Source organism: Bradyrhizobium sp. (assembly GCF_035935975.1).
Taxonomy (GTDB): domain Bacteria; phylum Pseudomonadota; class Alphaproteobacteria; order Rhizobiales; family Xanthobacteraceae; genus Bradyrhizobium.
Map to the genome: position 1 here is coordinate 389,392 of NZ_DASYWN010000041.1, position 22,264 is coordinate 411,655.

Consider the following 22,264-nt stretch of genomic DNA (forward strand, 5'->3'; position numbering starts at 1 on the left):
CGGATGGTAAAATCTTCCTTAAGTGCGCCCGGCCTCAACGGCCCAGAAAAGCGCCAATTTCCGGACGTTTCCGCCGACAAGTATGCATTAGCAACAAACTTCCTGGCCGAATTGTCGCGGATTTAACGAAGCGGCCGCGCCTCCCGTTTAACCGTTTGTGCAGCCCCGGCCGCGCATAGTCGGGGTTAAATTCCTCGCTCTTGCCAGGTTCATTCCAGTGACATCGTTTGGACGCGTGATTTCGGTTCGCGGATCGCTCGCCCGGGTCGGGCTTTTGGCGGCAAACCAATTGTCGATCTCGGAAGTTCGGGCGACCGTCGGCCGCTTCGTCAGCATTCGTTGCGCGAGCTCGGTGATCGTCGCCATGATCACCGAGGTCTCCTGCGAGAACCTGGGCAGCAACGACAATTACATCGCCATCGCCTCCGTCGATCTGCTCGGCGAGATCCTCAATGCCGCCGACAAGGCCAAATTCCAGCGCGGCGTCACCAATTATCCGACCATCGGCGATGCCGTGGACCTGATCACCAGCCAGGAGCTGCGCACGATCTATGCGCCGACCGGCTCGGACCAGATCAATGTCGGCTTCCTCCAGCAGGACCGCTCGGTCGTCGCCTATGTCGACGTCGAGGAAATGCTGTCCAAGCATTTCGCCGTACTGGGATCGACCGGCGTCGGCAAATCGACCGGCGTGTCGCTGCTGCTCAACGAGATCCTGAAGGCGCGCCCGAACCTGCGCATCTTCCTGCTCGACGTCCACAACGAATATGGCCGCTGCTTCGGCGACCGCGCGCTGGTGCTCAACCCGCGCAATCTGAAGCTGCCGTTCTGGCTGTTCAACTTCGAGGAAATCGTCGACGTGCTGTTCGGCGGCCGCGCCGGCGTGCCCGAGGAGCTCGACATCCTCGCCGAAGTGATCCCGCTCGCCAAGGGCGTCTACACCCAGTACCAGAACGCCGACCGCATCGGCCTCAAGCGCATCGATCCCAAGCAGGTCGGCTACACCGTCGACACGCCGGTGCCTTACCGCCTCGTCGACCTGATGTCGCTGATCGACGAGCGCATGGGCAAGCTGGAAAACCGCTCCTCGCGCATCATCTATCACAAGCTGATCTCGCGCATCGAGGCGGTGCGCAACGATCCGCGCTACGCCTTCATGTTCGACAACGCCAATGTCGGCGGCGACACCATGGCCGAGGTGATCAGCCATCTGTTCCGCCTGCCCGCCAACGGCAAGCCGATGACGGTGATGCAGCTCGCCGGCTTCCCGGCCGAAGTCATCGACTCCGTCGTATCGGTGCTCTGCCGGATGGCCTTCGACTTCGGCCTGTGGAGCGACGGCGTCTCGCCGCTGCTGTTCGTCTGCGAGGAAGCGCATCGCTACGCCTCCGCCGACCGCAATGTCGGCTTCGGCCCGACCCGCAAGGCGGTGTCGCGCATCGCCAAGGAAGGCCGCAAATACGGCGTCTATCTCGGCCTGATCACACAGCGTCCGGCCGAGCTCGACGCCACCATCATCTCCCAGTGCAACACGCTGTTCACGATGCGCCTTGCCAACGACCGCGACCAGGCGCTGCTGCGCGCCGCGGTGTCGGACGCCGCCGCGAACCTGCTGTCCTTCGTGCCGTCGCTCGGCACCCGCGAGGTGCTGGCGTTCGGCGAAGGCGTCGCGCTGCCGACCCGCCTTCGCTTCAAGGAAGTGCCGCCCCACCAATTGCCGCGCGGCGAAGCCACCATCTCGAGCGTGCCGTCCGTCACCGCCGGCCACGACATGCACTTCGTCAGTGCCGTGCTCGAACGCTGGCGCGGCGCGACCTCGAACCGCGACTCCGCGCCGAACGATCCGGTGTTCCAGGCGCCGCCCGCCAAGACGCTCGGCGCGGCCGAAGCCCCGATGCTGCAGCCCTCGATGGGGCTCGACCCGGACCGCTTCTCGCTGCTGAAGAAGCCGCTGCGGTAAGGACTCCCGTGTCCCGGACGCGCTGCAACGCCCTTTGCGTTGCTGCGCAGAGCCGGGACCCACGCCACACCCACTGCACTCGCGGAAACATGGGCCCCGGCTCTGCAGCGCACCGCTGGAGAAGCGCTGCGCCGCGTCCGGGGCACGAGACCTCGCGACGCCTCTGGAGCGGCCCGCCCGCATGGATTATGTTTCCCGCCCCCAAAGCCGGAAATCCATGCCCATGACAAAACCCGCCCCGCAACGCTTCCCCGCTCCCGCAATCGACAGCCTGCCCGACGACATCCGAACGCGACTGCTCGCCGTGCAGGAGAAGAGCGGCTTCGTGCCGAACGTGTTCCTCACGCTGGCCTACCGGCCGGACGAGTTCCGCGCCTTCTTCGCCTATCACGACGCGCTGATGGAGAAGGACGGCGGCCTGACCAAGGCCGAGCGCGAGATGATCGTGGTGGCGACCTCGGCGGCCAACCAGTGCCAGTATTGCGTCATCGCCCACGGCGCGATCCTGCGCATCCGCGCCAAGAACCCGCTGATCGCCGACCAGGTCGCGGTGAACTACCGCAAGGCCGACATCACGCCGCGTCAGCAGGCGATGCTCGATTTCGCGATGAAGGTCTCGGCCGACGCGCAGCGCGTCTCGGAGGATGATTTCGCAACGCTTGCGCCGCACGGCTTCAGCGACGACGACATCTGGGACATCGCCGCGATCTCCGCCTTCTTCGCGCTGTCGAATCGCCTGGCGAATTTCACCGGCATGCGACCGAACGAAGAGTTCTATCTGATGGGACGCCTGCCGAAGAAATGAGCGAGCTCGACTGGCCCGAAATCATCGCGCGTCTCGGCATCGCGACGGCCGCCGCCGGCGCGATCGGGCTCGACCGCGACCTGCACGGCAAGCCGATCGGACTGAAGACGCTCGGCATCGTCGGGCTCTCCACCGCGGCCATGGTGCTGTTAGCCGTACAGTTCGCCGAGCCCGGCAAAATCACCGACGCGGCGAGCCGCGTCATCCAAGGCATCCTCACCGGCATCGGCTTTCTCGGTGCCGGCGTCATCGTGCACCAGAGCGCGGGCTTTCGCGTTCGCGGCCTGACCAGCGCCGCCTGCACCTTCCTTGCGGCCTGCCTCGGCATCGTCTGCGGCGCCGGGCAATGGAAGATCGTCACGGTCGCGCTTGTGCTGGCCTTCGTCCTGCTCACCGTCGGTCGCCCCATCGAGCGCAGGCTGCACCGGATGCTCGGTGGCAAGGAGGAGCGCCACGATGTCGAAAGCGGCTTGGGAGATCGCCGCCCATAGTGAGCGCCCGACGGCTCCGCCCTCAGCGTGGACGGCCAGCACGGCGCCAATAAAAGAGCGCAAGCGCAACCGGCAACGAAAGTGCCAGCCACGACAGGCCGTCCCAGATTCCGTCTCCGACGAGCGCCAAACCGAGCCCCGCGGCGCAGACCACGCCTGTGAGCAGCGGCATCCGAAACACATTCCAGGCACTTCTGTAGTGCCGAGCCCTGATCGGCCTGTCGGGAGCGGCCATAGGACTAGACACCAACCGCTGCGGTCCGATCCGCGCCAAGCGGCTTGCCACGCAGCGACGAGGACCTTCTCCTCGGCGCCCAGAGGTAGATTCCGCTGATCAGAACGATGATGGTGATGATGTCCAGCAGCGCCCAGACGATCTTCAGCGGCAGCCCGCCATAATCGCCGAAATGGAGCGGGCGCGAGACCTGAAGCGTTTTCAGATACCAGGGCACTTCGGGGGCCACGATCGTCTTGCCGTCATTGGCATCGACCAGCATGGGCTGAAGCATGCGTGCCGTGAACGGGGTCGCCCCCTTGGTCCAGACGACGAGGTGCTGCGGACTGCCGAAGCGCGCCGACGTCGGCATCGTCACGGAGGTCACCAGACGATCCGGAAATCTCGCGCGGACCAGCTCGACGGCGGACTGAACCGAGGGGATTGGAGCCACGGGCTTGCCCAGATGCGGCGCCAGCAAAACGGGAATCAGCTGCGCTCGCCACAGGTCGAACAGTGGCGTCGCCAGCGTGTTGATCATGCCGGTAAGACCCACCACCATCGTCCAGGTGACGGTGACGATGCCGAGAAGATTATGGGTGTCGAGCCATTTGACCCGGGGCGAGGACCGCCGGCGGATCGTGCCGAAATCGAGCCGCCGCATGAGCGGCCAATAGACCACGACGCCGGATATGATCGAAACCGCGAACACAAGACCCATCGCCCCGAGAAACAATTCGCCGGGCAGGCCCGCGAACATGTCCTTGTGAATCCGCAGCACGATGTCCATGACGCCCTGATGCGGGGCCTCCTCGCCGAGTACTTCGGCCGTACGCGCATCGAGGGTCAGGCGATGGAAGTTGCCGGGTGCCGGGACCGCGGTCGGAGAAACCGCGACCGTCACCAAAGGCTCGCTCTGCTTCAGATTGAGCAACAATACGTACTGACCGGGAAAGCGCGCCTGGGCTGCCGCGATCATCCGGTCGAGCGAGAGGCGCGGCGTGCCTTCCGGCAGGACGGGAGCAGTGATCTCATCCTCGAGCAGGTCGTCGATCTCGTCGTGAAAGACTAGCGGAAGCCCCGTCACGCACAGCATCAGCAGGAACAGCATGCACACCAGCGATGTCCAGGTGTGAATGCGGGACCAGAGGCGGATCGTGCGTGCCTGAACCATGCGTCTACCAGCGATAGCTGACCGTGCCCGTGATGGTGCGCGGGCTGGTGTACTGGCAACCACCACCCGTCGTGCAGGCGAGCGTGACGCGATCGGCGATGTTCTTCACGTTCAGCGCCAGGCTCACGCCCTTCGGCTGGCGATAATGCAGGCCTGCATCGAACACCACGTAACCTTCGTTGACGATGGTATTGGTGGTATCGGCAAAGGTCGGCCCGGTGTAGCGGACGCCGCCGCCAAGACCCCAGCCATCCCAGATGCCGCCCTGGACGGTGTAGTCGACGTAGGCCGATGCGAGCTGGCGGGCTACCGACGTTGGCACCTTGCCGAGGTCAGCGGCGACGGTGGTTTCCGTCACCTTCACATCCATATTGGTATAGGTCGCCACGAGGTTCAGCCCCGGCACGATCTGCGCCAGCACCTCGAACTCGACGCCGCGCGAGTTCACCTCGCCGAGCTGCACCGAGGAGCCGAGATGTGACGGATCGGTCGTGAGCGAATTCTGCCGCGTCAAATCATAGAGCGCCACGGTCATCAGCAGGGTTCGCGACGGCTGATACTTGACGCCGACTTCGTGCTGCTGCGCCGTGGTCGGCTTGAATGGGCTTCCCCCGAAATCGGTGCCCGGCGTCGGCAGGAACGACTCCGAGTAGCTGTAATAGGGAGCCACACCGGAATCGAACACATAGGAGACCGCCCCTCGCTTGCTGAAGGCCGTGTCCTTCGCGTCGGTGGTCTTGTTGGTCACCAACGTGTAGCTGTTCTGTTCGGACGAATCATATCTGCCGCCCAGCGTGAAGATCCAGTTCTGGAGCTTCATCTGGTCCTGCACATAGACACCGACCTGATCGATCGACTGGTTCACCGACGGGTTGCTGAGCGTGGTCGGCATGGCGATCGTTTGGTCATAGACCGGATTGATCTTGCTGAGCGACGGTGCACTTCCGCCATACGTCCTGTCAGTCATGTTGAACGTCAGATAGTCGACGCCGGAGACCACCGTATGCTGAAGCGGCCCCATGCTGAACTTGCTGATCAGATGGTTGTCGGTTGACAGCGAGTCGGTCTGCTCCAGCGTACGCACCGCACGCCGCGGAAAGATCGTGAGCGTATCGACCGGACTTGCGATGTTGTACGTCAGGTAGCGATAGTCGAGTTCGCTGTGGCCGTAGCGGGCCTTCGATTCGAAGATCAGATTGTTGCTGAAGCGGTGCTCGAACTGATAGCCGATGCGCTCCTGCTCCTGGTCGAACTTGTTGTAGCTGGGGTCGCCCAGGAACAGCGGCAGCGCCGTGACGCCGGTGATCTTCCCGCCGCTCACATGAGCCATCGACAGCGGAAAGGCATTTCCTGTCAGGTCGTGGGTATAATCGGCCAGAATGGTCAGCGTCGTATAGTTGGTCGGCTTCCAGGTCACGGCCGGCGCGATGTAGGTTCGGTTGTCCTTGACGAAATTCGAGAAATTGGCGATCTGCGCGTCGGAATCCCGGAACACGCCGGTCAGCCTGTAAAGCAGCGTGCCATCCTTGGTCGCGGGACCTCCGAAGTCGAATGCGCCCTGAAACCGGTCGTAATTGCCGAACTGTCCGGCGATCTCGCCGAAGGCCTGCTCGGGCGGCCGCTTGCTGATGACGTCGACGAGACCGCCCGGCGCACCCTGCCCGTACATGACCGAGCTCGGCCCCTTGATGACGTCGATGCGCTCGAAACCGTAAGGCTCGTTGCGGAACAGCGAGAAGAAGTTGGGATCGCCGACCTCGCGAAGTCCGTCGCGATAAGCACCGTAACCGTTGTTGTCGAAGCCGCGGATGAAGACGTTGTCGAAGCGTGGATCCTTGCCACCCGGCTGGATGGCGAGACCTGCGACATACTGCAATCCTTCGACCAGCGTCGTGACCGAGCGGGCATCGAGCTGATCGCGGCTGACGACGGAAACGGACTGCGGTGTCTCGAGGATCGGTGTGTCCGATTTCATCGCAGCCGAGCTGACGACAGGTACAAAACCCCTCACCGGATCCGTACCGCGTTCCGTGGCAGCTGCGGCTGGTTGCGCAGCCGCCTGGGGCGCCTGACCTGCCGCACGCGACCGTATACGTCTGGCATTCGCGGATCGCGCATTGCGCGTTGTCGTGACCTGGCGCTTGTTGGTACGGCTTTGCTCGACCACGACCGGGGGAATAGCCGACGCTCCGTTCGCACTCTGGGCATGTGCCTCACCGCCGAAGGCGATGGCAGGCGGAAGTGCAAGAAGATTGCACAGCATCAACACTCGCCCGCGCTTCGTTGCGCGCGCGTCAAACACAAATTCCAGCATTCCCAGTCCCCGAATTCACGGGGACGACCATGCAAAAACTCTGAACGCACAATCAAAGAGTTTTGGACGTTTGCGTGCTGGAATCGATACAGACTGGATCCGTTCTAATGAACAGGCGCCGCTGTCCTGCTTGTGCATGCCGCGAGCTGCATGAATTCCCGACGCGGCCGATCGACACCAATGCGCTTCCGCTTGTCCCCATCACGGATTGAGGAAGGCAGCGCTCACGTCTTCCGCCGCGCACTCCAGAGGCCCGCGGCCAGCACGACGGCAGTCACGAGCAGAACGGCGACGAAAGTCTGGATGATGCTGAAGTTGAGCGCATCCCGCGCGACGAACAGCGCGGTGATGGCGCCGGCGAGAACGAATAGAACGCGAAGGATCAGGCTCATCGTGGCGTCTCCAGGTCGGCATGATCGGGAGCGAATCTGGCGACGCAGGAGCGCAACGCTGGTTCGGCAGTCATGCTGGCGAACCTTAGCGGCCGGCGCCAGCGTCGATTTGCGATACGTCAAGTCCGCCTGCGCCGCCTCGCCGCAGGTCCGGCCGCGGCGTCGCCGCATCTGCGATGGCTCAGGCCGCCTATACTTCCTCGACCTCGAGCGTGATCGACACTTTCAGGAAAGGCGCGCCCGTCTCGCGAACGTCGACGACAACGCGCTGCACGCCGCCGGAAACGAAGGCGTCGCGGGCGATGGAGGCGCCGGTCATGACCGCCTCCTTGCGGGCGTCGTTCTCGCTCGCGAGATCCTGCCCGTGCTCGTCGGGAATCACACGGCCGTTCTCGTGAATGTCGAAATGAAATTTTGGCATCGGATGCTCAAAGCGTCGGCGACTGGTGCAGATAACGACCGTCGAAATCCGCCAGTTCCAAAAATCTTCGCTCGTCGAGCACGGTCACGCGCCCCCGATGCAGCTCGACGATGCCGTCCTCACGCAATTGCTTGATGACCCGGTTAGCGTGCACCGCGGTGATCCCGAGGGCTTCGCCGATCTGCTCCTGAGTCAGCGGCATCTCGAAATTGTTGCCGTCGATGCGCCCGATGATCCTGAGGCGCTCGCGCAATTCGATCATGACATGGACGAGCCGCGCCGGCGCAGGACGCTGGCCGACATTGACGATCCATTCACGGAACAAGGCGGCGTCGATCAGCGTGTCCCGCCAGAACAGTTCGGCGACGACCGGCCTGCGCCGATGCAGCTTTTGCAGGGTCTCGTGGCTGATGAAACCGAGTGTCGCCGGCGTCAGGGTGGACAGATCATGGTCCATCACACGCAGGAACAGGCTCATCAAATCGGGGATTTCGCCGGGGATGTGGAGGGAGAGCATCTGCCGCTTTCCGCTCGCGATCGTCTTGGACCGCGCGCAGAATCCATCCGCGATCAGGCAGCAGTTGGTCGCGCGCTCACCGTCGCGCACCACCAGCGTCTCGGCCGGAAAGTGCCGGACCGAGATCGGAAGGGCCTCGATCTCGTTGATGTCCTCTTCCGAGATCCCTGAGGAAATGCGCAAGCGTCTGATGAGCGCCGCGCGTATCGCATCGCTGGGCACTTCGATTGGCTCCGGTCCTGGATATGGAACTCATGGCGCCATAGCGCCGTCGCGGGTAAAAACCGCAATCCGCGTTCCGGGTTCCAACAAAAGTTAAGGACGGAGCTTGCCCGTGCATGGTCTGCTTTGCGCCTGAAAAGGCAAATCATGACCAAGAAGCGCAATCGCACGCGACCGGACCTGACGCTCCAGGAACGCCTGAACAAGTTCACGCAGGAAGCTCGCGCCGCGGCCAAAAAGCTGCCGGCCGGCGCCGAGCGTCACGCTCTGTTGCAGAAGGTGCGCGACGGCGAAGCCGCCGCCGAGATGGAGCGGCTGCTATCGTCTCCGGACCAACAGACTCCGAAGTGATCACGCGCGGCCACGGGGCACGTTGCGGCTACTGCTTTGCCATCAGGTCGAGCGCCGGCGCAAAGCGCTCGGCGAACGTCAACGACCTGGTGTGATGGACCGCGGCGAACGACGCCGAGATTCCAGCTGAAGCAACCGCGAGCAAGGCAATTGCGAAAAACAGACGGCGCATGTCCGCCTCCTATGTGGGCTCGACTACCCCACAGAGATGGGACCGCTCTGTTTCAGGACGGTTTCATCGCCTCGGAAAATGATTTCGCTCAAGCGGCTGTGATCAGATCCGGCTTATCGGGCCGCGCGCCGTAACCAACTAATAAGTGTTGCTGCTGTCTTGCAGCGGGTCGTGCCGGGAATTTTGCAAGCCGCATCACGATCGTGAATGGAAGGACGGCCGCGACAGCGCTGGCTGGAATGCGGAGTCGTCAAGGACAACTCAAATGAAGATCGTCATCAGGAAGCTGAATGGGCTGTGGCACCTCATCGTCGGATCGAGCCAGATCCGAACGCCCTTCCTGGACACCCAGGACCGCGCGCTGGTCGTCACCTACGCCCGCCGCGCCTATCCCGGCGCCAAGATCTTCCAGCGCGACTGAGCGGTCGCGCCTAATCGTCCGACGCCGGACCGCACCAGCCGGGCAGATAGATCGCATCCTTGCTCTTGGCCGCGGCCAGCGCTTTTTCCAGTGCCTTGTCGAAATTGGCGTCCACCGCCTTGCGCGTCAGCTTCCGGCGCAAAAAGTCTGCCCACAAGAATTCGGAGAACGGAGTCGTGTCCTTGGCGAAGCCGCCCATGCGGCGGAGCTCGCCGGCAAGGCTGCGGAACGGATCGTCCTTGAGATCGACGACCGATTTCGGCAGATCGCGGAACGGTCGCCGCTCGCCCTTGGAATCGTAGGGATAGACCCAGCGCTTGTTGTCCATCACGCCCCAGAACGCCTCGCGCTCGACCATGCGCAGATCGCCGACGACGGTCACCAGCACTTCCTTGATGCCCTCGTCATGCAGCGCGCGGCCGAGATGGTGATGATCGATCACGTAGTAGCGCTCGTCAGGGCCGTAGACGACGGGGATCATGTGGCTGCCGAGCAGGTCGGATTGCTTCTTCTTGCCGTGCTCGCGCCAGCGCCTGCGCTTCTCCTTGACCTCACGCATGCCGACCGTCATCTGCGTCGGCCGAAGCGACAGGATCGGCACCGGGTGCACTCTCGGTTCGCGCGCGTTGGTGGTGGTCATGGTCGAAGGGCCCCTCACATCGTTGGACCGGCGAGCCGGGTTCCCGCGATTATGCCACGAGCACCGCGACGGCAAAATGCGTTCAGCCAGGATGGGGATCACAAGCCGCTGTTCACGGGCGCGCGCGCAGCACCGATGTCGGTTGCTGCAACGCAACGGACGCATTCCTGACACCGGGCTGACAGCCCGCGTCACGGTCGTTCGCAGCGCCTCATGAAAGATAATGCAAAGCCGCAACGCACGTGCACGCTGAGAAGATTTTCTGCAACGCGTTCACCACGTGTGCTATCAAAAATCGGCGCTTCGGAGTGATCCTCACACCATGACAACCCAGCGGCCCATCAGCTCGGATGACGAGCACCGGGTGCTCCAGTTCAGGCCGCGCACCTCGCCTTCCCCGGCCGTCCACCGGGGCAGCGGCACCGTGCAGCCGTTGCGCGTCGCACCCGAGCCGCTCGACCTGTCGCGCTACGAGCAGCCCCGTCCCGAGCCGGACGATTTCCGCAATCGCATGCTCGCCAACATCGCGGCGCTCGCCTTCACCATCGCGCTGACCGCGATCGGGATCTGGCTCGCCGTGAGCATCGCCGACCTGCGCCGGACCCAGGATTGCGTGCTGATGGGCCGCCGCGACTGCGTCAAGATCACGACGCCGCAGATCTAGGCGCGCCCGCCGCCGGTGCCCCGGCCAAAACGACCTCCGGCAGGCATCCCCAGCCCTGTCGCCCACCCCGTCCGGCTCCATTGAACTCAGGGCGGCGCTCCGATATACGGGCTTTCGACCCGGCCAGAGGGGGGTTTGAGGGCGTCATCGGGGCGCGATGCCCACCCACCGTTCCACTCTGGAAAACCTGACAAATACCCGCAATATATCAAAGGCTTAGTGATGTCATCCACATTCGATCAGGTCGCTACGATCATCGCTGAAACCTGCGACATCCCGCGCGACACGATCACGCCGGATAGCCACGCCATCGATGACCTCGGCATCGACAGCCTCGATTTCCTCGATATCGCCTTTGCGATCGACAAGCAGTTCGGCATCAAGCTGCCGCTGGAAAAGTGGACCCAGGAGGTCAACGACGGCAAGGCGACCACGGAACAGTATTTCGTGCTGAAGAATCTGTGCGCCCGCATCGACGAACTGGTTGCGGCCAAGGGCGCGAGCGCCTAAGCGCGCAGTCATGCGGCTCGAATATTTCCACATGATCGATCGCGTCGTCGACCTCAACGTCGACGCGAAGACGATTGTCGTCGAGGCCCAGGTCCCCAAGGAGAGCACCATCTTCGAGGGGCACTTCCCGGGCTATCCCCTGATGCCCGGCGTGCTGCTGATCGAATCGATGGCGCAGGCCTCGGGCTGGCTCCAGCTCGGCGTGCTCAAGTTCGAGCGCATGCCGATCCTGGCCGCCGTGAAGGAGGCCAAGGTCCGCGGCTCGGTGTTCCCCGGCGACCTCATGAGCATCGAGGCGAAGCTGGCGCATGAAGGGTCGGGCTACGCGATGACCGAAGCCAAGATCCGGGTCGGCGGCAAGCTGCGCGCGAATTCGACGCTCACCTTTACGCAGATTCCCTTCCCCAATGCGGATATGCGCGGCTACATGGACGACTTCGCCAAACGCATCGGCTTTCCGCAACAGGCCGTAACGCCATGACCGACACCACTTCTAAGTCCGGCCAGACGGAAGTCTGGATTACCGGCATTGGGCTTGCGACCTCGCTCGGCGAAGGCCTCGACGCCAATTGGGACGCGCTTCAGGAGAAGCGCATCAATGTCGACGAGAAGGGCTTTGCGCCCTGCATCGTGCATCCCCTGATGCCGGTCTCTTTCGACACCCAGATCCCGAAGAAGGGCGACCAGCGCCAGATGGAGGCCTGGCAGCGCATCGGCACCTATGCGGCCGGCCTCGCACTCGACTCCGCCGGGATCAAGGGCAACAAGGACATTCTGTCGAAGATCGACATGGTGGTCGCCGCCGGCGGCGGTGAGCGCGATCTCAACGTCGACTCCGGCGTGCTCACGGCCGAGGCCAAGGGGGCGAATGCGCCCGGCTTCCTCAACGAACGCCTGATGAGCGATCTGCGCCCGACCCTGTTCCTGGCGCAGCTCTCCAATCTGCTCGCCGGCAACATCGCCATCGTGCACGGTCTTGGCGGCACCTCGCGCACCTTCATGGGCGAAGAGGTTGCGGGCGCCGATGCCGCGCGCATCGCGCTGGCGCGCATCGCCTCGGGCGAGAGTGACATCGCCCTCGTCGGCGGCTCGCACAATGGCGAGCGCAAGGACCTGATGGTCCTCTACGAATTCGGCGACTTCAATCTGAAGGACAAATTCGCTCCCGTGTGGGCGCGCAAGGATCACGCCGGCTTCGCGCTCGGCTCGGCCGGCGCCTTCCTGGTGCTGGAATCGAAGGCGCATGCCGAAGCGCGCGGCGCAAAGCCGTTCGCAAAGCTGTCGAGCGTCGTTGCCGACCTCGCCCGGCGCAAGCAGCCCGGCGACATGGCTGCAACGCTCGAGAAGCTCTGGGACAAGCTGCCCAGGCGCGAGGGCAAGGGCGCGATCATCACCGGTGCGACCGGCGCGGAGCCCGCCACGAGCGAGGAGCGCGGCTTCCTGAAGGGCCATGCCGATTTCCCGGTGCGCTCGACCGGCACGATGTTCGGCCACACCATGGAAACGCAATTCCCGCTTGGCCTCGCGCTCGCCGCGCTCTCGATCTCGCGTGGCGCGCTGTTCCCGCCGAACGATTCGACGGGGACCGAGATTGAAATGCAGGGGGCGCCCACCCAGATTGTGGTGGTGGGGGCCGGACACTGGCGCGGCGAAGGCATGGCGCTGGTCGAGGCTGTCGGCTGAAGCGCACCCGCGCTCTGGCCGGATAACGCTGTAGCTCTATCGGGGGATCGACATGACTGCACTACGCGACAAACTCGGGCGTCCCGTCGTCGTCGTCACCGGCATGGGCATCATGACCTCTCTCGGCGCCGGCAAGGCCGACAATTGGGCCAAGCTCGTCGCCGGCGAATCCGGCATCCGCACCGTCACGCGCTTTCCGGTCGATGGCCTCAAGACCACCATGGCCGGCACCGTCGATTTCGTCAGCGTCGATCCGTTCTCCTCCACCGGCCTGTCCGAGCGGATGGCCGAGCTCGTGACGGAGGAAGCGCTCGAGCAGTCCGGCATCGGCGCCAAGGCGGATTTCCCGGGTCCCCTCTTCCTCGCGGTCGCGCCGGTCGAAGTCGAATGGCCGCAGCGCCGCGAGCTCGGCCGCGCCGTCGGTGCGCTCGACATCACTTATGACGATCTCTTGCGCATCTCCGGCGGCGGCAAGTACAGCGCCTATCACCATCGCTTCATGTTCGGCTCGGTCGCAGCCCATCTCGCCGAGACCTTCGGCACCAAGGGCTCGCCGATCTCGCTGTCGACGGCCTGCGCCTCGGGCGCGACCTCGATCCAGCTCGGCGTCGAGGCGATCCGCCGCGGCGAGACCGACGCTGCGCTGTGCGTTGCGACCGACGGCACCGTGAATCCGGAAGCCCTGGTGCGCTTCTCGCTGCTCTCGGCGCTGTCGACCCAGAACGATCCGCCGCAGGCGGCCTCCCGCCCCTTCTCCAAGAACCGCGACGGCTTCGTCATGGCCGAAGGCGCCGGCGCCCTCGTGCTGGAAAGCTATGAAGCCGCCACCGCGCGTGGTGCAAAGATCCTCGGCGTCATCGCAGGTTGCGGCGAGCTGACCGATTCCTTCCATCGCACCCGCTCTTCGCCCGACGGCAAGCCGATCATCGGCTGCATGAACAAGACGCTGGCCGATGCCGGTATGACGCCGGACCAGATCGACCACATCAACGCGCACGGCACCGCGACGCCCGAGAACGACAAGATGGAGTACAACACGACATCGGCCGTGTTCGGCGATCTCGTCTCGAAGATTCCCGTCACCTCGAACAAGTCGATGGTCGGCCACACCATCTCGGCGGCAGGCGCGGTCGAGGCGATCTTCTCGCTGCTGACGCTCGAGCATCAGCGCATTCCGCCGACCATCAACTACGACAATCCGGATCCCACGATCCTGTTTGACGTCGTCGGCAACAAGGCGCGCGATGCCCGCGTCACGGCGGTGATGTCAAACTCGTTCGGCTTCGGCGGCCAGAACGCCTCGCTGATCCTGACCCGCGAACCGGCCTGACCGGACGCATGCTTCCTGCGAGCACGAAGGCCCGCGCGCGGGAGGCGGCCAAGTCGATCGGCGGCAGCCTGATCGGGGCTGCCACCGTCGGCATGCTGCGCACCACGCGCTATTTCGATCCGGTCAAGACCTCGGACTTTTTCGCGCGCGTCGTGAAGACGATCGGCCCGCGCCTGCGCGAGCACCGCATCGGCCGTGCCAATCTTACCGCGGCCTTTCCCGAGAAGTCGCCGGAGGAGATCGAACGGATCCTGATGGGCGTATGGGACAATCTCGGCCGCGTTGGCGCCGAATTCGCCCATATGGACCATGTCTGGGACTACGATCGCGCCCATTCGAAAAACAGCCGGATCGAATTGCCCAAGCGCAGCATCGAGCTGTTCGATCAGATCCGCGACGACGGCAAGCCGGCACTGATCTTCGCCGCGCATCTGTCGAACTGGGAGCTGCCGGCGCTCGCCGCCGTCTCGCACGGGCTCGATGCCGCGATCCTCTACCGCCGGCCCAACATCGCCTCCGCCGACCGCATCATCCAGGAGATGCGCCAGGTCAACATGGGCACGCTGATCCCGGCGGGCCGCGACGCGCCCTTTCGGCTCGCGCAGGCGCTGAAGGACGGCAAGCACGTCGCCATGCTGATCGACCAGTACCTGACCGGCGGCGTCGAGGTCACCTTCTTCGGCCGCAAGACCCGCGCCAACCCGATGCTGGCGCGCCTGCTCCGCCAGGTCGAATGCCCGATCCACGGCGTCCGCGTCATCCGCCTCCCCGGCGGCCGCTTCACCGCCGAGCTGACGGAAGAAGTCCCGCCGGTGCGCGACGCCGACGGCAAGATCGACATCCAGGGCACCACGCAGGCGATCACGAGTGTAGTCGAGAGCTGGGTGCGCGAGCATCCCGAGCAGTGGCTCTGGCTGCACCGCAGGTGGCGGTAAAGGGCTGGATCGCAGCGCCTCAGCGCCCCGTCTTCACCTTGGTCCAGAGCCGGTTGATGATGCGCTGGGTGGCGGGATCGCGGGCGGTGATGACGAACAATTTTGCGAGCGTCGCCTCGTCCGGATAGATGTTCTTGTCGTTCAGGATCTTTGGATCGACCAGCTTCTGGCTGGCGAGGTTGCCGCTCGCGTAGGACAGGAAGTCCGAGTTCTTGGCGGCGACCTCGGGGCGGTAGAGATAGTTGATCAGTTCGTAGGCTTCCTTGACGTTCTTGGCATCCGCGGGGATCGCGAGATTGTCGAAGAACATCTGCGCGCCCTCCTTCGGGATGGCGTAGCCGATCTCGATGCCACTGCTGTTGTCTTTCTTGGCCTCCGCCGCCCGCGCGCGGGCCTGCATGATGTCGCCGGACCAGCCGACCACGAAGCAGATCTCGCCGGTGGCGAGCGCGCTGAGATATTCGGACGAGTGGAACTTGCGCACCGACGGGCGGACTTTTGCGACGACATCGGCGGCCTTCTCGAGGTCGGCCTGCTTGGTCGAATTCGGATCGAGCCCGAGATAATTCAGCGCCGCCGGAAAGATGTCGTCGGCGGAATCGAGCATGTGGACGCCGCAGTCTTTGAACTTGGCGAGGTTCTCCGGCTTGAAGACGATGTCCCAGCTGTCGACCTTCGCGTCCGGCCCGAGGATCGCCTTTAGCTTGGCGACGTTGTAGCCGATGCCCGTGGTGCCCCACATGTAATTGGCGGCGAAGTCGTTGCCGGGATCGTAGGTCGCAAGATGCCTGGTCACCATCGGCCAGGCATTGGCGAGATTCGGCAGCTTCGCCTTGTCGAGCTTCTGGAAGATGTTGGCCTTGATCTGGCGCTGCAGGAAGTAGGCCGTCGGCACCACGACGTCGTAGCCGGATTTGCCGGCCATCAGGCGCGTCTCCAGCGTCTCGTTGGCATCGAAGGTGTCGTAGACCACCTTGATGCCGGTCTCCTTGGTGAAGGCCTCAAGGACGTCCGGCGCCATGTAGTTGGACCAGTTGTAGAAGTTGACGACCCGCTCCTCGGCCCTCGCAGGGGCGGAAAGCAAGGTCAGCGCGGCGGCGATTGCAAAACCGAGGCGTAACCCCGACCGGCTGACATTCGTCATGTGTCCTACCTCTTGCGTCCGCGCACCGCGTCCGACAGCCGCTCCAGCGCGGTATCGAGGGTCTGGTCCTTCTTGGCAAAGCAGAAGCGCACCACCGAGGTCACCGGGTCCTGCTCGTAGAAGGCCGAGACCGGGATCGCGGCGACCTTGTAGTCCTTCACGATGCGCCAGCAGAACTCGGTATCGCTCTCGTTCAGCCCGAGCGGCGACAGGTCCACCGTGAGGAAGTAGGTTCCTTGCGACTTCAGCACCGGGAAGCCGAGGCTCTCGAGCCCCTTGGTCAGACGGTCCCTGCTCCGCGTCAAATCCTTGCGCATCGACAGGAAGTAGTCGTCGGACTTGCCGAGGCCGTAGGCGACGGCGGCCTGCAGATTCGGCGCGGTGGTGAAGGTGAGGAACTGGTGCACCTTGGCAGCGACGCGCAACAGCGGCGGCGCGGCGCAGACGAAGCCGATCTTCCACCCCGTCAGCGAGAAGATCTTGCCGGCCGAGCCGACCTTGATGGTGCGATCGCGCATGCCGGGGATGGTGATCAGCGGGACGTGCTTGTGCTCGTCGAAGGTGACGTGCTCCCAGACCTCGTCGCAGATCGCGATGACGTCGAACTCCTGGCAGTAGCGCGCCAAGAGCTCGAGGTCCTCGCGCGGATACACCACCGCCGAGGGATTCAGAGGATTGTTGAAGAGCACCGCCTTGGTCTTTGAATTGAAGACGCTTTTCAGCATGTCTTCGTTCAGTCGCCAGTGCGGCGGCTCGAGGCGGACGAGGCGCGGAATGCCGCCGGCCTGGCGGATGATCGGCAGATAGGAATCGTAGACCGGCTGGAAGCAGACGACTTCGTCGCCGGGCTGGACCACCGCGAGGATCGCCGAGGTCAGCGCCTCGGTGCCGCCGGAGGTCACCATCACCTCGCTCATCGGATCGAGCTTGAGGCCGTGCCAGTGGTCGTAATGGGTCGCGATCGCCTGGCGCAGCTCCGGCAGGCCCATCATCGAGGGGTACTGGTTGTAGCCGTTCAGCGAGGCCTCGGCCGCGGCGCGGCGGATGTCCTCGGGACCGGGATCGTCAGGAAAGCCCTGGCCGAGATTGATGGCGTTGTTGTCGCGCGCGGCCTGCGACATCGCCTCGAAGATCGTGACGGGAAGGTCGGCGAAGACCTTGTTCAGCGAAGAGCTCTTGGACATCGGTCGGATCAGCCACCGACCTTGCTGGGAAGCCCCGCCGCCTTCCAGCCGAGCATGCCGCCGGCCAGATGCTTGTCGTAAGGCAGGCCCGCAGCCTGCGCCGCGAGCGAGGCGGTCACCGAGCGCTTGCCCGAGCGGCAGGCGAACACGACCTCCTTGCCGGCGGGATCGGGGATCGCCTTGGGATCGAAGGTCGAGAGCGGCACCACGACGCCGTAAGGGTAGGCCTCGGCCTCGACCTCGTTCGGCTCGCGCACGTCGACGAGCAGATAGCGTCCTTCCGCGACACCCTTGGAGACCTCGTCCGGGGTCAGATCCTGTACTTGATGTGCCACATCATCCTCCAACGTCGCGAGCAGCCTGCCGGGGCGATCCCGGCGGGCGGCAACCTCGCCTCTCAGGCACCAAAAATCAAGCGCTACAAAGGCTTGAGCTGCCTTGCGCAAGTTAAAGCTAAATCGCAGCGGCTTGAAGTGTGCTTTGAATCCTAGAGCATGATCCGGAAAAGTGCGCAGCGGTTTTCCGAAAAGATCATGCTCAAACAACAACCTAAAGCGCGGTGACGATTCAACCAAATCTCATCGCGCTTTAGACCCGGCTGGTCCGCCTAGATCGTCACCTGCGTTCCGACCTCGACGACGCGGCCCGAGGGGATCTGGAAATAGTCGGTGGCATCGTTGGCGGAGCGGCTGAGCGAGATGAACAGCCGGTCCTGCCAGCGCGGCATGCCGGAATGGGCCGCAGGCTTCAGCGCCCGGCGCGACAGGAAGAACGAGGTCGACATGATGTCGAACTGCCAGCCGAGCTTGCGGGCGATGGCGAGCGCCTTCGGCACGTTGGGCGATTCCATGAAGCCGAACTTCAGCGTCACCTTGGAGAAGGTCGGCGAGATCTGTTCCAGCCGCACCCGCTCGGCCGGGTCGATGCGCGGGGTCTGCGCGGTCTCGATGGTGAGAATAACGTTCTTCTCATGGAGCACTTTGTAGTGCTTCAGACTATGCATCAGCGCGGTCGGGGCACTGAGCGGGTCCGAGGTCAGGAACACGGCCGTGCCGGGCACCCGCTGTGGCGGCCGCTTCTCCAGCATGGCGACGAGGTCGGCGAGCGGGAATTCGAGCTTGCGCGACTTCTCGAACAAAAGCCGGCTGCCGCGTCGCCACGTGTACATCAGGATGATCATGAGCGCGCCGAGCGCGAGCGGCACCCAGCCGCCCTCGAACACCTTGAGCAGGTTCGCGGTCAGGAAGGTCAAATCGAGGCACAGGAACGGGGCGATCAGCGCGGCGGCCGCAAGCGGCCTCCAGCGCCAGCCCTTCCAGATCACCACGAAGCCCATCATCGCCGTGACCACCATGGTGCCGGTGACGGAGATGCCATAGGCCGAGGCCAGCGCGCTGGAGGAGCGGAACAGCAGCACCAGCAGGACCACCGCAACCAGCAGAAGCTGGTTGATGCGCGGGATGAAGATCTGGCCGGAATGGGCTTCAGATGTATGGCGAATTTCGAAGCGCGGCAGCAGGCCGAGCTGAATCGCCTGGCGCGTCAGCGAATAGGCGCCGGTGATGACGGCCTGGCTCGCGATCACGGTCGCGGCGGTCGCCAGCACGACCATGCTGCCGCGGACAAAGCCTTGCGGGAAGAGCTGGAAGAACGGGCTGACGATCGCGCCGGGATCGCCGAGAACAAGCGCGCCCTGCCCCAGATAGTTCAGTGCCAGCGACGGCAGCACGATGAACAGCCAGGCGGTCTGGATCGGCCGCTTGCCGAAATGGCCGAGGTCGGCATAGAGCGCCTCGGCGCCGGTGACCGCCAGGAACACCGCGCCCAGCGTCACGAAGCCAATGACGCCATGGTGGAGCATGAAGGACACCGCATAGAGCGGGTTCAGCGCGAACAGGATCTGCGGCTGCGCGATAATGGGGTGGATCGCCGCGCCCGCGATGACCGCAAACCAGACGCACATCACGGGGCCGAAGAAGGCAGCGACGCGGGCGGTGCCGCGCGACTGCACGGCAAACAGGCCAACCAGGATGATCACGGTCAGCGGCACGATGTAGGGCTCGAACGTCAAGGTGACGTCCTTCATGCCTTCGATCGCCGACAGCACCGAGAGCGCCGGCGTGATCACGGCATCGCCGTAGAATAACGCGCCCGAGATGATGCCGAGCAGGACGATGGTCGCCCCGCCGGTGCCGACCGCGCGCTGGGCCAACGCCATCAGCGCCAGCGTGCCGCCCTCGCCATTGTTGTCGGCGCGGAGCAGGATCACGACGTATTTGAGCGTCACCACGACGATGAGCGCCCACAGGATCAGGGAGACCACGCCGAGCACGGCCGCCGGCGTCGGGGCGCCTTCCGCACCCGAGGCCGCCATCACCGCCTCGCGGAACGCGTAGAGCGGGCTGGTGCCGATATCGCCGTAGACGACCCCGATGCTGCCGAGCGTCAGGGCGCCGAAACCGGCGGTGGTGTGGGCATCGCCATGCCCGTTGGCCGCCGCCGTTTCCGGGGCGGGAACTGCTACGTCACTTGTCATGGGAGAGCCTGATGGCCTCTAAAAATGCTTCACTGCACAACGGCGGAAGAGCGCGGGCTTATAGTCCCGCGCTGGCGGCATAGCCTAGCCCGATTCCGGGCCCTCGCCATGCGAAATTTGCATGGGTTTGCCAGTTGCGTTTCAAATAGTCACTTGGGTTCCGACTTCAACCACCCGCCCGGTCGGGATCTGGAAATAGTCGGTGGCGTCGTTGGCGGACCGGCTCAGCGCGATGAACAAATGGTCCTGCCACAGCGGCATGCCTGACTGCGCCGAGGCCTTCAGCGACCTTCGCGACACGAAGAACGACGTCGACATGATGTCGAACTGCCAGCCTTGCTTGCGCGCGATCGCCAGCGCCTTGGGCACGTTCGGCTGCTCCATGTAGCCGAAGCGCAGCCGGACCTTCGAGAACTTGTCGCTGATCTTCTCCATGCGGAACCGCTCGGACAGATCGACCCGCGGCGTGTGCGCGGTCTCGATCGTCAGGATCACGTTATGCTCGTGCAGCACCTTGTTGTGCTTGAGGTTGTGCAGCAGCGCGGTCGGCACGAAGGCGGGATCGCTGGTCAGGAACACTGCGGTGCCCTTGACGATGTGCGGCGGCCGCTTCTCCAGGCTCCGGATCAGATCGTCCAGCGGCACCTCGATGCGGCGCGTCTTCTGGATCAGGATTCCCGAGCCACGCCGCCAGGTCCAGATCGTCCCGGCCATGGCGACGCCGAACAGCAGCGGCACCCAGGCGCCCTCGAGCAGCTTGAGCAGATTGGCGCTGAAGAAGCTGATGTCGACGACGACGAAGGGCACGATCACGGCGGCGGCCGTCGCGGCGCGCCAGTTCCACAATTTCCAGATCACCACAAAACCCATGACGCCGTCGGCGACCATGGTGGTGGAGACCGCGATGCCGTAGGCCGACGCGAGGTTGCTGGGGGTGTGGAACAGCAGCACCAGCAGCATTACGCCGATCAGCAGCAGACGATTTACGCGCGGCAGATAGATCTGGCCGGCATGGGTTTCGGAGGTGTAGCGGACCTCGAAGCGCGGCAACAGGCCGAGCTGCACCGCCTGATAGACCAGCGAATAGGCGCCGGTGATCACCGCCTGGCTCGCGATCACGGTCGCGGCGGTTGCAAGCCCGACCAGCGGCAGCACCAGATGCTCCGGCACCATGCGGTAGAAGGAATGTTCGATCGCGCTCGGATCGGACAGCACCAGCGCGCCCTGCCCGAAATAGTTGATCAAGAGCGCGGGCAGCACAAAGAACATCCAGGCCGACTGGATCGGCTTACGCCCGAAATGGCCGAGATCGGCGTAGAGCGCCTCGCCGCCCGTCACCGCCAGGAACACGGCACCCAGCGTCACGAGCCCGATCGTGCCGTGCGACAGCAGGAATTGCAGCGCGTAATAGGGATTGATCGCCGCGAGCACGGAAGGATCGTCGGCGATGTGGACTGCGCCCATCACCGCCAGGACCGCGAACCAGACCACCATCACCGGCCCGAAGGCGGAGGCCACCAGCGCCGTGCCCTTGCTCTGTACCGCGAACAGCAGCGCCAGGATGGCGACGGTGAGCGGCACGACATAGTGCTCGAACGCGGGCGTTGCGAGCTTGAGGCCCTCAACCGCCGAGAGCACCGAGATCGCCGGCGTGATCATGGAATCGCCGATGAACATGGACGCGCCGACCACGCCGAGCGCGAGCAGGAACCAGCTCCGCCGCCCCAGCGCGCGCTGGCCGAGCGCCATCAGCGAGAGCGTGCCGCCCTCCCCGTTATTGTCGGCGCGCAGCAGCAGCAGGACATATTTGGCGGTGACGACAATCAGCAGCGCCCACAGGATCAGCGAGAGCACGCCGAGCACCATCACCCGCGACACCGGCTCGCCATGGGCCGCGCCGCGTACTGCCTCGTGGAATGCGTAGAGCGGCGAGGTGCCGATGTCGCCAAAGACGACGCCGATGCTCCCGAGCGTGAGGGACCAAAAGCCCGAAGTGACCGGCCCTTCCTGGGTCTCGGCCTGTGTGATGCTCGCCGTCATGAAGATGGAAAACGCTTCGTCCCTGAATTTGATCCGGCGCCTTTTGACGCTTCCGGCGCGCGTGTCAATCGGCACCCCACCTTAGCAGGCGCGGAGCCGGATGCTGTGACGGCGCGGCCACGCTCGTCGCCTGCGCGACGACAT

Annotated in this window: 23 protein-coding genes; 11 read left to right on the top strand and 12 right to left on the bottom strand. The window is 64.3% G+C overall.

Annotated features, from left to right (window positions below; all coding sequences use genetic code 11):
- Positions 1-217 precede the first annotated feature (217 nt).
- The 3 genes from VGR99_RS24630 to VGR99_RS24640 all read left to right on the top strand — a co-directional run bounded on the left by VGR99_RS24630 (position 218) and on the right by VGR99_RS24640 (position 3,256).
- Positions 218-1,960, top strand: coding sequence for an ATP-binding protein (locus VGR99_RS24630; RefSeq protein WP_326902080.1), 1,743 nt, complete (start codon positions 218-220; stop codon positions 1,958-1,960).
- Between the two features lie 223 nt (positions 1,961-2,183).
- Positions 2,184-2,765: a peroxidase-related enzyme gene (locus VGR99_RS24635; protein WP_326902081.1), complete on the top strand. Its 582-nt coding sequence runs from the start codon at positions 2,184-2,186 to the stop codon at positions 2,763-2,765.
- Positions 2,762-3,256 (top strand): MgtC/SapB family protein, encoded by a 495-nt coding sequence (locus tag VGR99_RS24640; protein ID WP_326902082.1) that lies wholly within the window; start codon positions 2,762-2,764, stop codon positions 3,254-3,256. Before VGR99_RS24635 ends, VGR99_RS24640 begins: the two co-directional genes overlap by 4 nt.
- A gap of 239 nt (positions 3,257-3,495) precedes the next feature.
- On the opposite strand, the gene VGR99_RS24645 is transcribed toward VGR99_RS24640, so the two are convergent.
- From VGR99_RS24645 to VGR99_RS24665, 5 genes are all read right to left on the bottom strand, one after another.
- Positions 3,496-4,644 (bottom strand): PepSY-associated TM helix domain-containing protein, encoded by a 1,149-nt coding sequence (locus VGR99_RS24645; RefSeq protein ID WP_326902083.1) that lies wholly within the window; start codon positions 4,642-4,644, stop codon positions 3,496-3,498.
- Between the two features lie 4 nt (positions 4,645-4,648).
- On the bottom strand, positions 4,649-6,619 hold the full coding sequence (locus VGR99_RS24650; RefSeq protein WP_326902085.1) for a TonB-dependent siderophore receptor: 1,971 nt from the start codon (positions 6,617-6,619) through the stop codon (positions 4,649-4,651).
- 563 nt (positions 6,620-7,182) lie between these two features.
- The gene (locus tag VGR99_RS24655) at positions 7,183-7,350 is read right to left on the bottom strand and encodes a hypothetical protein (protein WP_326902086.1); all 168 of its coding nucleotides are present in this window, start codon (positions 7,348-7,350) and stop codon (positions 7,183-7,185) included.
- Positions 7,351-7,540: 190 nt separating this feature from the next.
- On the bottom strand, positions 7,541-7,771 hold the full coding sequence (locus tag VGR99_RS24660) for a DUF6894 family protein (protein WP_326902087.1): 231 nt from the start codon (positions 7,769-7,771) through the stop codon (positions 7,541-7,543).
- Positions 7,772-7,778: 7 nt separating this feature from the next.
- Positions 7,779-8,471: a Crp/Fnr family transcriptional regulator gene (locus VGR99_RS24665; RefSeq protein WP_326902088.1), complete on the bottom strand. Its 693-nt coding sequence runs from the start codon at positions 8,469-8,471 to the stop codon at positions 7,779-7,781.
- Positions 8,472-8,657: 186 nt separating this feature from the next.
- On the opposite strand from VGR99_RS24665, the gene VGR99_RS24670 reads away from it, so the two are divergent.
- Positions 8,658-8,861 (top strand): hypothetical protein, encoded by a 204-nt coding sequence (locus tag VGR99_RS24670; protein WP_326902089.1) that lies wholly within the window; start codon positions 8,658-8,660, stop codon positions 8,859-8,861.
- 28 nt (positions 8,862-8,889) lie between these two features.
- On the opposite strand, the gene VGR99_RS24675 is transcribed toward VGR99_RS24670, so the two are convergent.
- Complete coding sequence (locus tag VGR99_RS24675) at positions 8,890-9,033, bottom strand: hypothetical protein (protein WP_326902091.1); 144 nt, start codon at positions 9,031-9,033, stop codon at positions 8,890-8,892.
- A gap of 265 nt (positions 9,034-9,298) precedes the next feature.
- Between VGR99_RS24675 and VGR99_RS24680 the strand changes: the two genes are divergently transcribed.
- Positions 9,299-9,454 (top strand): hypothetical protein, encoded by a 156-nt coding sequence (locus VGR99_RS24680; protein WP_235547089.1) that lies wholly within the window; start codon positions 9,299-9,301, stop codon positions 9,452-9,454.
- Between the two features lie 10 nt (positions 9,455-9,464).
- On the opposite strand, the gene VGR99_RS24685 is transcribed toward VGR99_RS24680, so the two are convergent.
- Positions 9,465-10,094, bottom strand: a complete 630-nt coding sequence (locus tag VGR99_RS24685) for a ParB-like protein (protein WP_326902093.1) — start codon at positions 10,092-10,094, stop codon at positions 9,465-9,467.
- 322 nt (positions 10,095-10,416) lie between these two features.
- Between VGR99_RS24685 and VGR99_RS24690 the strand changes: the two genes are divergently transcribed.
- The 6 genes from VGR99_RS24690 to VGR99_RS24715 all read left to right on the top strand — a co-directional run bounded on the left by VGR99_RS24690 (position 10,417) and on the right by VGR99_RS24715 (position 15,216).
- Positions 10,417-10,758, top strand: coding sequence for a hypothetical protein (locus VGR99_RS24690; RefSeq protein WP_326902096.1), 342 nt, complete (start codon positions 10,417-10,419; stop codon positions 10,756-10,758).
- Positions 10,759-10,980: 222 nt separating this feature from the next.
- Positions 10,981-11,268 (top strand): acyl carrier protein, encoded by a 288-nt coding sequence (locus VGR99_RS24695; RefSeq protein WP_007592476.1) that lies wholly within the window; start codon positions 10,981-10,983, stop codon positions 11,266-11,268.
- Positions 11,269-11,278: 10 nt separating this feature from the next.
- Entirely contained in the window at positions 11,279-11,749 is a 471-nt protein-coding gene (locus tag VGR99_RS24700; RefSeq protein ID WP_326902130.1) for a 3-hydroxyacyl-ACP dehydratase FabZ family protein, read from the top strand.
- Entirely contained in the window at positions 11,746-12,951 is a 1,206-nt protein-coding gene (locus VGR99_RS24705; RefSeq protein ID WP_326902132.1) for a beta-ketoacyl-ACP synthase, read from the top strand. Before VGR99_RS24700 ends, VGR99_RS24705 begins: the two co-directional genes overlap by 4 nt.
- A gap of 52 nt (positions 12,952-13,003) precedes the next feature.
- Positions 13,004-14,281, top strand: a complete 1,278-nt coding sequence (locus VGR99_RS24710; RefSeq protein WP_326902134.1) for a beta-ketoacyl-ACP synthase — start codon at positions 13,004-13,006, stop codon at positions 14,279-14,281.
- Positions 14,282-14,289: 8 nt separating this feature from the next.
- A complete protein-coding gene (locus VGR99_RS24715) occupies positions 14,290-15,216 on the top strand; it encodes a lipid A biosynthesis lauroyl acyltransferase (RefSeq protein ID WP_326902136.1) in 927 nt (308 codons plus the stop codon).
- A gap of 19 nt (positions 15,217-15,235) precedes the next feature.
- On the opposite strand, the gene VGR99_RS24720 is transcribed toward VGR99_RS24715, so the two are convergent.
- The 5 genes from VGR99_RS24720 to VGR99_RS24740 all read right to left on the bottom strand — a co-directional run bounded on the left by VGR99_RS24720 (position 15,236) and on the right by VGR99_RS24740 (position 22,120).
- Complete coding sequence (locus VGR99_RS24720; RefSeq protein WP_326902138.1) at positions 15,236-16,360, bottom strand: polyamine ABC transporter substrate-binding protein; 1,125 nt, start codon at positions 16,358-16,360, stop codon at positions 15,236-15,238.
- Positions 16,361-16,365: 5 nt separating this feature from the next.
- Positions 16,366-17,544 carry an aminotransferase gene (locus tag VGR99_RS24725; RefSeq protein ID WP_326902140.1) on the bottom strand — a complete coding sequence of 393 codons (1,179 nt, stop codon included), beginning with the start codon at positions 17,542-17,544 and terminating at the stop codon, positions 16,366-16,368.
- 8 nt (positions 17,545-17,552) lie between these two features.
- Entirely contained in the window at positions 17,553-17,879 is a 327-nt protein-coding gene (locus VGR99_RS24730) for a rhodanese-like domain-containing protein (RefSeq protein WP_220007747.1), read from the bottom strand.
- Positions 17,880-18,151: 272 nt separating this feature from the next.
- Complete coding sequence (locus tag VGR99_RS24735) at positions 18,152-20,080, bottom strand: potassium transporter Kup (protein ID WP_326902147.1); 1,929 nt, start codon at positions 20,078-20,080, stop codon at positions 18,152-18,154.
- A gap of 141 nt (positions 20,081-20,221) precedes the next feature.
- Positions 20,222-22,120, bottom strand: a complete 1,899-nt coding sequence (locus VGR99_RS24740; RefSeq protein WP_326902150.1) for a potassium transporter Kup — start codon at positions 22,118-22,120, stop codon at positions 20,222-20,224.
- Positions 22,121-22,264 lie beyond the last annotated feature (144 nt).

Excerpts from the sequence above, each read along its gene's own strand:
- VGR99_RS24635 (WP_326902081.1), top strand. The coding sequence starts at position 2,184 with ATGACAAAACCCGCCCCGCAACGCTTCCCCGCTCCCGCAATCGACAGC.
- VGR99_RS24640 (WP_326902082.1), top strand. The coding sequence starts at position 2,762 with ATGAGCGAGCTCGACTGGCCCGAAATCATCGCGCGTCTCGGCATCGCG.
- VGR99_RS24645 (WP_326902083.1), bottom strand. The coding sequence starts at position 4,644 with ATGGTTCAGGCACGCACGATCCGCCTCTGGTCCCGCATTCACACCTGG.
- VGR99_RS24650 (WP_326902085.1), bottom strand. The coding sequence starts at position 6,619 with ATGAAATCGGACACACCGATCCTCGAGACACCGCAGTCCGTTTCCGTC.
- VGR99_RS24655 (WP_326902086.1), bottom strand. The coding sequence starts at position 7,350 with ATGAGCCTGATCCTTCGCGTTCTATTCGTTCTCGCCGGCGCCATCACC.
- VGR99_RS24660 (WP_326902087.1), bottom strand. The coding sequence starts at position 7,771 with ATGCCAAAATTTCATTTCGACATTCACGAGAACGGCCGTGTGATTCCC.
- VGR99_RS24670 (WP_326902089.1), top strand. The coding sequence starts at position 8,658 with ATGACCAAGAAGCGCAATCGCACGCGACCGGACCTGACGCTCCAGGAA.
- VGR99_RS24675 (WP_326902091.1), bottom strand. The coding sequence starts at position 9,033 with ATGCGCCGTCTGTTTTTCGCAATTGCCTTGCTCGCGGTTGCTTCAGCT.
- VGR99_RS24680 (WP_235547089.1), top strand. The coding sequence starts at position 9,299 with ATGAAGATCGTCATCAGGAAGCTGAATGGGCTGTGGCACCTCATCGTC.
- VGR99_RS24685 (WP_326902093.1), bottom strand. The coding sequence starts at position 10,094 with ATGACCACCACCAACGCGCGCGAACCGAGAGTGCACCCGGTGCCGATC.
- VGR99_RS24690 (WP_326902096.1), top strand. The coding sequence starts at position 10,417 with ATGACAACCCAGCGGCCCATCAGCTCGGATGACGAGCACCGGGTGCTC.
- VGR99_RS24695 (WP_007592476.1), top strand. The coding sequence starts at position 10,981 with ATGTCATCCACATTCGATCAGGTCGCTACGATCATCGCTGAAACCTGC.
- VGR99_RS24700 (WP_326902130.1), top strand. The coding sequence starts at position 11,279 with ATGCGGCTCGAATATTTCCACATGATCGATCGCGTCGTCGACCTCAAC.
- VGR99_RS24705 (WP_326902132.1), top strand. The coding sequence starts at position 11,746 with ATGACCGACACCACTTCTAAGTCCGGCCAGACGGAAGTCTGGATTACC.
- VGR99_RS24710 (WP_326902134.1), top strand. The coding sequence starts at position 13,004 with ATGACTGCACTACGCGACAAACTCGGGCGTCCCGTCGTCGTCGTCACC.
- VGR99_RS24715 (WP_326902136.1), top strand. The coding sequence starts at position 14,290 with ATGCTTCCTGCGAGCACGAAGGCCCGCGCGCGGGAGGCGGCCAAGTCG.
- VGR99_RS24720 (WP_326902138.1), bottom strand. The coding sequence starts at position 16,360 with ATGACGAATGTCAGCCGGTCGGGGTTACGCCTCGGTTTTGCAATCGCC.
- VGR99_RS24725 (WP_326902140.1), bottom strand. The coding sequence starts at position 17,544 with ATGTCCAAGAGCTCTTCGCTGAACAAGGTCTTCGCCGACCTTCCCGTC.
- VGR99_RS24735 (WP_326902147.1), bottom strand. The coding sequence starts at position 20,080 with ATGACAAGTGACGTAGCAGTTCCCGCCCCGGAAACGGCGGCGGCCAAC.
- VGR99_RS24740 (WP_326902150.1), bottom strand. The coding sequence starts at position 22,120 with ATGACGGCGAGCATCACACAGGCCGAGACCCAGGAAGGGCCGGTCACT.